General features: G+C 31.0%; 6 protein-coding genes. All 6 read right to left on the bottom strand.

The annotated features are described in order from the left end of the window. Positions 1-39 precede the first annotated feature (39 nt). The 6 genes from raiA to recQ all read right to left on the bottom strand — a co-directional run bounded on the left by raiA (position 40) and on the right by recQ (position 11,611). Complete coding sequence (gene raiA / locus IX290_RS10085; protein WP_211493059.1) at positions 40-588, bottom strand: ribosome-associated translation inhibitor RaiA; 549 nt, start codon at positions 586-588, stop codon at positions 40-42. 82 nt (positions 589-670) lie between these two features. Then, a complete protein-coding gene (locus IX290_RS10080; protein WP_211493058.1) occupies positions 671-1,348 on the bottom strand; it encodes an ABC transporter ATP-binding protein in 678 nt (225 codons plus the stop codon). Beyond that, entirely contained in the window at positions 1,341-2,504 is a 1,164-nt protein-coding gene (locus IX290_RS10075; RefSeq protein WP_211493061.1) for an ABC transporter permease, read from the bottom strand. Before IX290_RS10075 ends, IX290_RS10080 begins: the two co-directional genes overlap by 8 nt. Before the next feature lies 1 nt (position 2,505). Next, a complete protein-coding gene (gene pbpC / locus IX290_RS10070) occupies positions 2,506-4,764 on the bottom strand; it encodes a penicillin-binding protein 1C (RefSeq protein WP_211493057.1) in 2,259 nt (752 codons plus the stop codon). Further along, a complete protein-coding gene (locus IX290_RS10065; protein ID WP_211493056.1) occupies positions 4,764-9,665 on the bottom strand; it encodes an MG2 domain-containing protein in 4,902 nt (1,633 codons plus the stop codon). Before IX290_RS10065 ends, pbpC begins: the two co-directional genes overlap by 1 nt. Before the next feature lie 11 nt (positions 9,666-9,676). After that, positions 9,677-11,611 (bottom strand): DNA helicase RecQ, encoded by a 1,935-nt coding sequence (gene recQ / locus IX290_RS10060; RefSeq protein ID WP_211493060.1) that lies wholly within the window; start codon positions 11,609-11,611, stop codon positions 9,677-9,679. Positions 11,612-11,750 lie beyond the last annotated feature (139 nt).

The raw sequence follows: 11,750 nt of genomic DNA, 5'->3' as shown, positions 1-11,750 counted from the left end.
AAAAATACAGCTGCATTAGCTGCAGCTGTATACAAAATATTATTTCTTAGGTTCTATATGCCCATAGTCTCCATCTTTTCTCTTATAAACTATGTTCATTTCTCCAGTTTCAGCATTTGTGAATGGGAAGAAAACCTTATTCAATATTTCAAGTTGAAGGATAGCTTCTTCAATACTCATTGGTTTTGGTGGTAAATAAACTTTGACAACATTAGCTGCCACTTCTTTTTCCACTACCTTAGTATCAGGATTGTATTGAAGCTTTCTTGCCATAGGTTCTCTAGAACGGATAGCATCTTGAATTTTTTCTTTGTGTTTTTTCAATTGACCTTCTAATTTATCAACTACCTGGTCAATTGCTGCGTATAAATCTTCCTCAGTGCAAGTTGCTTTTACTGTACTTCCTTCCAGATATACTAGAACTTCAGCTGTGTGATAGTTACCAGTTTTTAATCTAACTGCTGATAAAGTCACAGCTATCTCTATGATACCATCGTGATACTTTTCAACTCTTCCTATTTTTGTTTCAGCATAATTTCTGATTGCATCTGTTATAACTAATTGTTTTCCATGGATAGACATTTTCATAATACCACTTCCTTGTTGTATCTTTTATCTTGTTACTATATTGTTCGTTAAACTTTCCTTATTTCCTTTTTTTAAATAAAAATTATTCTAAAATTCCTTTTTTCAAATAAAGTTGTCTATCTGAAATCTGTGCAAGATCTCTTGAGTGTGTAACAACTATAATTGTCTGATTTTTTCTCTTATTTATATCTTTAAGAATTCCAAATATCACTTCACTGGTCTCTTCATCTAAGTTTCCTGTTGGTTCATCTGCTAAAAGTATTTCAGGATCATTTATAAGTGCTCTGGCAATGGCAACTCTTTGTTTTTCTCCTCCTGACAGTTGAGAAGGTTTATGTGAAACTCTCTCTTTTAGCCCAACCAATGATAAAAGTTCCATAGCTTTCTCTTCAATCTCTTTTTTATTTCTGCTCCCCTCTATCATAGCTGGAAGCATTACATTTTCAAGAGCTGTAAACTCAGGTAAAAGATAGTGAAATTGAAATACAAATCCTAACATTTTATTTTTTATTCTGTCTCTTGCCTCATCTGAAAGAGAATCCACCTCTTTGTCTCCTATATATATCTTTCCACCATCTGCTTTATCCAGAAGCCCCATTACATTTAAAAGAGTTGATTTTCCTGATCCAGATCTTCCTAAAATAGAGATAAACTCCCCTTTTTCAACATCCAGATTCAGATTTCTCAATATATGCAAACTTTCATTTTTCTCATCATAATTTTTTTGCACATTTTCAAGTTTTAATATTATATTACTCATGTCTCAAAGCCTCCACTGTTTCCATTTTTGCTGCTCTATATGCTGGAAAAATACTAGATAGAAATATTACTATCAGATTTGTTCCTATTATTATTCCTACTTCTTTTGCTGATATCTCTACTGGTATACTTTTTATATAGTAAATAGAGGTTATATAAGTCAGATTAGAATTTGCTATATACCATAAAAATATAAGTGATACAACAGTCCCAATTAAAATACCTATAACTCCCAATATCATCCCCTGTATAAGAAATATTTTCATTATAGTTTTTTTGGAAAATCCCATTGCTCTCATAATACCTATATCTTTTATTTTCTCTCTAACTAACATATTTAGAGTAACCCATACAACAAAACCTGCTATTATAACTATAAGAGAAAAAACAAGAATCATTACAGTTTTTTCAAGTGCCAAAGCAGATAAAAGATTTCTATTTAAATCTCCCCATGTTCTGCTATAAATACCAGTTTCATTCATAATAGAATTTGCTATTTTAGGAGCATTATAAGGATTATTTAATGTGACATCCAGTTTATCAACAATATCCTCTCCATACATAAGGTATTGTACGGCTTTAAGAGGTAGGATAACCATATTCATATCATAATCATAGTACCCACTTTGAAAAGCCCCCATTATTTCAAATTTTATCTCTTTACTTTCAGCTGAAATAATTGTAACCTTATCTCCAACACGTGCTCCTATATTTTTTAAAAGTTCCTGTCCTATCAAAATTCCATTTGTTTTATCAGGAACTATACTTCCAACTGTGAGCTTTTTATCAAGGTCCATAGCAACATTTGCACTTTCAAGATCATATCCCTCTATTTTTACTCCAGATACATATCCTCCATACGGACCATCAAATTTCAGTATTCCCTGTGTTGAAATACCGGGAACTACCCCTTTAACTCCATCTATTTTCTGTATTTTACTTTTCAGTTCATCATAATTTTTTATTTTTTCTCCATTTGAAACAACAATATGACTTGTAACAGATAAAATACTGTTTATCATATTTTTATCCAAACCATTTGCTATACCTATAGATACTATAAGTACTATTATACCAATTGTAATTCCTACTATTGAAATTAAACTCTGTTTCTTTCTCTCAATAATATGTTTTTTTGCAATAAAAAACTCAACCATGTTATTTCCTTTCTGTAACTTCAAATCTGATTTGTGCTGTTTCTCCATTTTCAGCTATTATGCTTATTACCTGTTCTCCAGCTGAAAAATCAAAACTTTTTTCTCTCTCTTTAAAATTTCCTATATATTCTCCATTTAAGTACCAATATACGCTATACTCATTTGGATTGGAAATTTTTACAATTACCTTTTTCTTACCATCAAAATCCTTAGGTATTCTTATTTTTAAACCATTTAAGGGATATATAAATTTTATACTTTTATCCTTTTCTACAAGATTGAATATATCCATATTCTCTTTCACCAGATAGTTAAGAAGCTCTAATGAATAACTCAATATCACTTTTTCTTTACTCTTATAGAAATCTTCGTCTCTTGAATCAACAACTTTTCCCTTATCATTTATAAATACTTTTTTATAATATGGGGATATCTTTAAAGGTTTAGCATTTTTAGGTACTTCCACCTCTTCAGTAGGGACATTATACTTAACTCTATACCCTGTTTGAGTATCAATCTCTATCTTCTTTAAATCTCCTACTGGCTTTTTAAAATGTTCCTCATTTTTAGGCAGTGCCTTAAAAATATTAAACATTAAAATTCCTGCTGTTCTTATTCCACTTATGTTAGCGTTACCCTCTCCTGTAAAGTTTCCACACCAAGCTACAACTGTCCATTTTGGATTAACTCCTGCAGCCCATGCATCTCTTTGTCCATAACTCGTTCCTGTTTTCCAGGAGATATTATCACTTCCAGTGTAAAGATTCTGTATTCCATATCTTTGAACATGGCTCAAATCTTCTATAGTTAGGTATGCTGCTCCTCTGCTGATAAGTTGTCTACCTTTAGAATTTTTATCTTCAGCAGTATATTTTAACTCCTTAAAATTTCCATAATTAGCAAGACCATAATACAATTTTCCCACATCTTCCATTGTCATCTCTTTAGTTCCTAAAATCAATGAAAGTCCATATCTTGAAAAATCATTATCAGCAAAACCACAGACATCTTTTAAAAAGAAAAAGAATCTATCCTGTCCATACTCATCTAAAAGATTTACAAATGGGATGTTTAATGATTTTCTTAAAGCATCTCTTGCTTCAACAAAACCTCTATATTTTTTATTAGCATTTTGTGGACTGAAGTTTGAAAAATACAATGGAATATCTAAAAGTCTTGACTTAGGAACTATCACTCCACCATCTATTGCTAAAGCATAAAGAAAAGGCTTTAAAACAGAACCTGTTGAACGATATGATGTAATTGCATCTACCTGTCCATTTTTACTAAAATCATAAAAATTCTGCGATCCTATATAAGATACCACATTTCCTGTATCATTATCTATTACAATTGCAGCAGCATTTTTTATACCCCGATTTTCTATATGCTCACCATAATTTTTTACTATTTTCTCCAGTTTTTTCTGAATATCACTATCAATTGTTGATGTTATTATTTTTTTATCTTTATATTTATCAACTAATCTCCTTGTAAGATGAGGAGCAAGTGAATCGAAATAGTATCTTTTTTCAGGAAGTTTTTCTTTTAACGATAATCTGTATTGACTTTCAGTAATTATCTTATTATCAAACATCGTCTTTAAAAGTCTATTTCTCTTTTTTAGAAGTCTGTCTCTATTTTTTTCAATATGCATAAGTCCAGGAGAATTTGGGAGCACTGCTAAAAGTGCTCCCTCAGCCCATGTAAGATTAACTGGTTCCTTCTCAAAATAGAGTAATGAAGCAGTTCTATAGCCAACAATATTACTTCCATATGGAGCATTATTTAGATATAGCTGTAAGATTTCATTTTTTGACAGATTATTCTCCATTTTCTTTGCCTCAACAATCTCAAAAATCTTACTTAGATAGCTTCTATCTCTATTTTTATACATCTTTGCAACTTGCATTGTGATAGTGCTGGCACCGATTCTCTTTCTATTTACAATATTAGTTTTTATAGCCCTTAAAATAGCAAGATAATTAACTCCTCTATGCTTATAAAACTCTCTATCTTCAAATGTTAAAACAGCTGCTTCAAGTCTTGGTGGTACTTTTTCATCTCCCTTGATATGCCATTGCTCATCTGAATTTAAGTAGGCACCTATTATTTTACCTTTGCTATCAAGTACTATCTGGCTATATCTTGATTCAATATCAGCTTTCATCCTATCTACATTAAAATCAACATAGATGTATGACACTGATACTATCACTATAATAAATACAGCTACTGTTGCAATCCAAAGTCTTTTCATTAGTTAACCTCAACTTTAAATCCTGTTAAGTATGCACTGTAAGCTCCATCATACATTGCCTGTGCCTCTGCTCCTGGTAAAGTAAACTCACCTTTTGTAACAGTATTTATTTTGATTACAAAACTTTGAGCATTCTTATTGTAATTTTCGAAAGTAAAGAAGAAGTTCACTCTGTCATCTCTTATATCTTCATAATCAAGCTCATTTCCATAAGTCTTCTGTTCTATCCAATCTGGATATTCAATATTCAATGCTCTGACATTTTCTACTTCCCAACCACTAGGTAAAATTTGTGTTAATGCAACGTTAGGTACTAAATAATAGCTATTTTGTCTATCTTCTGTTCCAGTTACATTTAATACCATGTAGAAAGTTGTTCCTGTAGGAAGAGACTTCACATCTATCTCTTCACCATTTTCAGCATAGAATTTTCTTTCTAATTTTATGTTGTGGAATTCATTATCTCTTTCAAAGTGAATTGGAATACCTTGCCAATATTCATTTATAAACAAATCATTTCCTTTTACAAAAACACTATTTACACCACTATTAAGTGAATATTGATATGTTCCATCTTCCATTTCAAAGCTTTTGCTTTCACCATTTATAACGATACTTCCTTTTACTGGACGATCTTTTGCATCTTTATTTATATCTCCTAGTGCAAGCATTGAATATCCTATTGTCTGAGTTGATAACCATTCATCAGATTGAAGATTTTCAACTATGTTATTATATAGATTTTTCTCCAGCGTTCCAAATATTTTATTATAAATATCAAGTACAACTGCTTCGTCTCTTAATTTAGAACCATAAGAGATATAATAATCTTTTGGAGTTCTTTCGTGAACATCAGTAGGTAGTTTAGTTGCTATCTTCTTAGCTAATTCTTCCTCACCAATATTATAATATGCTCCTGCAATATACCATTTACTTAAATCTGAAAGATCTTTGAAGTTGTTATCATATATGTAGTTTAATTCCCCAACTTCAGGCTCTTTAGCAGTAGATAATACATAAAGAGCATATGACTTAAGTTCACTACTTATATTGTTATTTCTTACAACACTCTTAGCATATTCAATCCAGTTTTGATATAGAGAACTTGGAACATAATATCCCTTCTCCTGAGCTAAGACCATAAATTGTCCAACATACATACTTGCCCAATAATCGTCATTTTTATTTCCAGGCCAGTAAGCGAATCCACCACTTTCAACCTGGTAAGAACTCAATTTTCTGATTGTAGCATTTACATTATTTACTATCTTTTCTTTTTCTATCTTCTTATTAGTTGAAAGTTCATCAATAAACAGTTGAGGAAATGCTGTAGATGTAATCTGTTCCACACATCCATATGGATATCTTATCATCTCATTTATTCTATTATCTATAGCAAGAATTGGTGCACTTGAAATAGTTATCTGTCCAGATACACTGTTTTGTACACTCTCTTGTGGAACTTGAAACTCTACCTGTCCATCTTTTAAATACTCAAGTTTATTTATTACTGTGTAAGGATTACTTGAAGTTACATCAATATCAATTTTTCTTTCAGTAGAGTACTTCTTAGATTTTACAGTTAAAACTGCCTGTGTTTTTCCAATGATATTTCCAGCTTTTACATCAAATAAGAAATCCTTAGTTTCGTTTTCTTTAAGATTTACAATATATTTTTCTTCATTTCCCTGGAATTTAAATATAATCTCTATATCTCCTAAATCTTTTTCAAGAGCAAATATTTTAACTGGAACTTTAAATTTATCTCCTACCTGAAGTGATCTTGGCATAGTTATATCTGCAATTATTGGAGCTTTAACCTCTACTCTCTTTTCTGCCATTCCATATTTTTCACCTTTTGCTCCAGTGACCATTACTCTTACTGCACCATTGTAGTTTGGAAGAGTTATCTCTACCTCTCCTTCACCATTTTCATCTGTTGATAAAACCCCTTTAAAAATTGATAGAGGTTTGAATCTTTCTGCCTGTTCAAAACCAAGAGAGTTTAATTTTGCAGCCATATTTATACTTCTTACAAATTCATCTCCACCTGGAGTTAAAATCTGATGTACCAGACCAAATGTAGTTCCTATGATTTCAGAATAGTTATCATAAGCTTTTACTTCCAATCCCTCTTTGCTGTAAAAATAGCTATATGGGTTAGGTGTTTTAAATCCTGTAATTCCAAGTAAACCTTCGTCAACTACAGAAAGTGTATAATCTACCTTACCTTGCTCTCTATTTTTTACCTTAACTTTAAAAGTTTCATTTGGATGAAGTTCATCTGGAGTATCTAAAGTAATATCCAATTTCTTATTTCCATCTTCTACCATTATAGGTACAGCACCATAAAGTCTGATAGGTCTGTCATTTTCTGAGTTACCATAGTTTTGGAAAAGTGCCACTGTAACATATGCATTTGGGAACATATTCTCTTTAACATCAATGTCTACACTATTTTTCAGTTCGTTTATATCTTTCCAATATCTTTCAAGTATCTTTCCTGATTTTGTAACTGTTATAAGAGCTCTATTTCCACTTTGTCCTTCAAATGTTACCTTTGCCTTTTCTCCTACCTGATATTTCTTTTTATCTGTTTCAATTTTTAATTTATCAATTATTTTACTTGTGCTAGGATCCTGCCAAGTACTTACATATAGAGTTGTTCCTGCACTCTGTTTAGTCTCTGTATCTTCTACTTCAACAAATACCTCTCCACTTGCTTCTACAGCATAATCTATAAGATATGGACGTTCGGTACTCTCAAATTCACCTTCATATAGTAAAACAGTATTCTTATCATTTTTTATTGATTTAACAAAGTCGTTATAATCATAGTAGTCCCACCACCAAGAATACTCATTTTTATATATTCTATACTTAATCTTTCTACCTGCTACATAATTTCCATCTTTTCCAGATACTGTGATAATCTGAACATTAAGCTTGTCTCCACTCTTTACAAAATTATCTTCTGGAGTCTCTATTCCTACATAACTATCAAATCCATTGACATCTATGTTGCTTATATTAATAACAGGACGTCCTCCACTTTCAATTACCTTAGTTACAATTTGGCCATTAAAAGTTATATTATTTGGAATATCATTAGGAATATTATCAAATACTATTTCACTCTCTCCATTATCATCTAATTCTCCTGATTTACCAAAAGTGAAATTTGGAGTATAAGAAGTTGGATTTTCAAATGTAAAGTTTTCATATTGTTTAAACTTAATATTCTTAGGAGTCAAAGTCATTTCTGAATTAAAATCAAGGTCTTTAGCTGGACTTCCAAATAGATATTTACTCTTTACCTCTCCAACTATTTTATCTGTTTTAGTAAGTTGTACCTCTTTTGGGAACTCTGTATTTACCTCTATCTTATATGGCACCACTGTTTCAATAGGAATTTTTAAGGTAAATTTCTTATTCTGATCTCCACCAGTATAAGCTACTACAGTCCAAATTCCTGTTTCACTTGTCTGATCTGTTTTAAATTCAAAAGTGAAAAATCCATCTTTTCCTTCTTTTATTACTTTATTTTCAATATATTTATCTCCTCTTGGAGTAAATACATCTATTTTTATCGGTTGATTTTCAGGGAATGAACTATCACTGTTTCTGGCAATTATTCCAATATTTACAGGATCTCCAGGTCTATATATTCCTCTACTTGAATACATAAATGCCTTGGCTCCATTATTTGCAAAATCTCCATCAACAAGGAATCCATCATAAGAAAGTTGAGAATCTGCCATTTTCAATAAAGAAACTTCTTTTCTATTCTCTGCAATTAAATAGAAAATATCATTTCCTTTTTCAAATGTTACATCTCCATTTCTATCTGTCATACTTGAATCTACAATCTGGTTGTTATAAGTTATACCTTTTACCATTACCCCTGACATAGGTCTGTTACTTACTACATCAAGTACAGTAGCTACAAGTTTTCCATTTTTTTCCTTCTGAGCTATTATTCCCATATCAGTTATTAATAGAGCTTTTCCTATCTTTCCATTAGTTGTGAAATAGTAATTTTGTCTCCATTCAGGAACATCATCATCAAAATTATAATCTACATCATCTTTAGTAAATGATAGCTCAACTACATATATTCCCTTATCTTTAACAATGTTTTTAAAATCTATCTCATTTTGTGTCCATACATTTTTTTGATATTTTAAATTAAATTTTTTATCAAGAACTACCTCACCAGTTTTACCAAGATTATCCTGTAATACATAAGAAGATATGTTTCCATTTCCCTTAAATGAAAAATCCTGTAAAAATTGAGTTATATTATTTGGAAATACCCTTGTTACTTTGACATTTATCTCTTTTATATTTACTGATCTAAATGCAACTTTATTTCCATTTGTCTTTGGCAATATTACTCCATCATTTGAAAAAATCAACTTAGGTTCAGTTTCTTTAAAAGTAACATCTAAAGCAGTATTCTCTTTTAATTCAGAGTTTTGACCTTTTAACCCTTTTAAAAGTGTCACTTTATATTTTTTACTAACATCAAATTGACCAGTGAGTATCACGTGATCTCTCATTTTAATTGTTCTAGTTGTAACAAATGGCTCAATTTTTACATAACTTTCCAAATTATCAGTATTTAACTCATCATTGAAAGCAATGTCAATACTTGGATTTAAACCACTGCTGGTAGAAAATTTTTCAACATCCAATTTTTCTACAGATGTCTTCTCTGGGGCTTGTTCCTCGACATCTTCAGTTTCTTCAACATCTTCATCTACTGTTTCTTCCTGCTGAATCTCTGTAGTCTGAGTAGCTACAGGCTGTTCATTTGTTTTGTTTTCCTGTTTTCCCTGGTTGTTATCCCCACATCCAACTATGAATGCCAGAAGTAAACACATCATTGTAAATTTCACAAATATCCCCCCTATTTTGAAAATATATCATATAGAATTTCTTTTAATTTATCGTTATCCATCTCTAATTTAAGCCTGGTCTTAAGAGCTTTTATCCGCAAATCATCTTCGAATATTCCATAATATTGTCTTCTATCACCTCTGCTATCTGTATCTAAATATTTATTTATCAATTGAAGAAATTTCTCTCCATAATTTTTAAATTTCTGATTTCCAACACCTCTTATTTTTAGCATTTCCCAACGATTTGCTGGTTTAAATTCTGCCATTTCAAGAAGTGTAACATCTGAAAATACAACATATGGAGCAACTTCCTCCTCTTTTGCTATATCATTTCTAAGTCTATTTAAATCCTCAAATAATGGATCATCATAATAATCATAAGAAACTTTTTCATCTTTTTTCCTATGAACAGTTATCTTATTATCTAAAATATCCCTTGATTTTTCATTTAATTTTAAAACTGGATAGCTTCCTGCACTGTGATCTATATAACCTTCAGCAAGTAAAAAGTTAACAAATTCCTCTATCCACTCAATTTTCCTATCATTCATAAGGGAAAAGGTAGAAAGTGTGTTATATCCTTTTCTTTGCATTTTGCTATCCACTCTTCCATAGAGAATGTTAACCAGTGTTGAAACTCCTATTTTTTCCTTAGCCCTTCCAATACAGGATAAGACCATCTGAGCATCTACTGTAAGATCCTCTATATCTTTCAAGCCACTGCAGTTTCCACAATTTCCACAATAGTTTCTTATTCTTCTATCTCCAAAATATTTCAATATATATTCTCTATAACAGCTTTCAAGATATGCATAGTCAATCATTGCATCAAGCTTTTTTCTCTTTTCCTCTTTTAATTCATCACTTGTTTCCAAATTATTATCAATTAAAAATTCCTGTATACTTACATCTTCCTGACAAAACAGAAGAATTGCTTCAGCCTTTCCACCATCTCTTCCTGCACGTCCTGCTTCCTGATAATAACTTTCTATATCTTTAGGTATGTTTCTATGTATTACAAATCTTACATTGGATTTATCTATTCCCATCCCAAATGCATTGGTAGCAATCATAACTGAAATCTCATCTTTAAGAAATTTTTCCTGATTTTCTTTTCTCTCTTCATCACTAAGTCCAGCATGATATTTTCCAACATTAAACTCCTTTAATTTAAGATAGGCATAAAGACTATCTACTTCCTTTCTGGTAGCTGCATAGATAATACCTGATTTTTTGGCATTATCTCTCAAATAGTTTACTAAAAATCCCTGAACTGCATTATTTATATCCTCTGAATCTCCATTTATCTTTATTACTCTAAAAAAAATATTTTCCCTGTCAAAACCATCAACATAGATAAAAGGGTCACTCATAGCCAATTTATCCACTATATCCTCTCTAACTTTTTTAGTAGCAGTAGCTGTAAGTGCAAGTATCTGGAGTTTCTGATTTACCTTTTTAATAAAAGTTGAAATTTCAAGATAACTTTTTCTAAAATCATGTCCCCACTGAGAGATACAGTGTGCCTCATCAACTGCTACCATAGAGATTTTATATCTTTTTATAAAATGAATAAAATTATCATTATGCAATCTTTCAGGAGCAACATAAATTATTTTTGCCTCTCCTCTTTTTATCCTGCTTATATTATCCAGATACTCTCCTCTATTTAAGATTGAGTTGAGATAAACACTCTTTATACCAAGGAGCCTTAAGGAATCAACCTGATCTTTCATCAAAGATATCAAGGGAGATACAACTATTGTCAGCCCATCAAATAAAAGTGCTGGAATCTGATAGCAGATTGACTTTCCCCCACCTGTGCTTAATATGCCCAGGGTATTTCTGCCTTCCAGTACTGAATTAATGATAATTTCCTGACCTTTTCTAAAATCATCATATCCATATATAGTTTTCAATAATTTTTTAGCTTCTCGTTTCATTCTTTCTCCAATTTTCATTAGTATTCTATATCTATTATACCTTATGATTTTCCCTTTTACCATCTTTTATGAAAATACACTATAAAAAAAGCTGAGTAACATTTTTAAAAAAATGTTTTACTCAGCTCTCTTTTTTGTA

This window comes from Fusobacterium sp. DD2, from assembly GCF_018205345.1.
Taxonomy (GTDB): domain Bacteria; phylum Fusobacteriota; class Fusobacteriia; order Fusobacteriales; family Fusobacteriaceae; genus Fusobacterium_A.
Note: the sequence above shows the minus strand (reverse complement) of the source record. Positions and strands in the feature narration are given on the sequence as shown.

Bases quoted from the DNA above. Each gene is read 5' to 3' on its own strand.
- raiA (WP_211493059.1), bottom strand. From the start codon at position 588: ATGAAAATGTCTATCCATGGAAAACAATTAGTTATAACAGATGCAATC.
- IX290_RS10080 (WP_211493058.1), bottom strand. From the start codon at position 1,348: ATGAGTAATATAATATTAAAACTTGAAAATGTGCAAAAAAATTATGAT.
- IX290_RS10075 (WP_211493061.1), bottom strand. From the start codon at position 2,504: ATGGTTGAGTTTTTTATTGCAAAAAAACATATTATTGAGAGAAAGAAA.
- pbpC (WP_211493057.1), bottom strand. From the start codon at position 4,764: ATGAAAAGACTTTGGATTGCAACAGTAGCTGTATTTATTATAGTGATA.
- recQ (WP_211493060.1), bottom strand. From the start codon at position 11,611: ATGAAACGAGAAGCTAAAAAATTATTGAAAACTATATATGGATATGAT.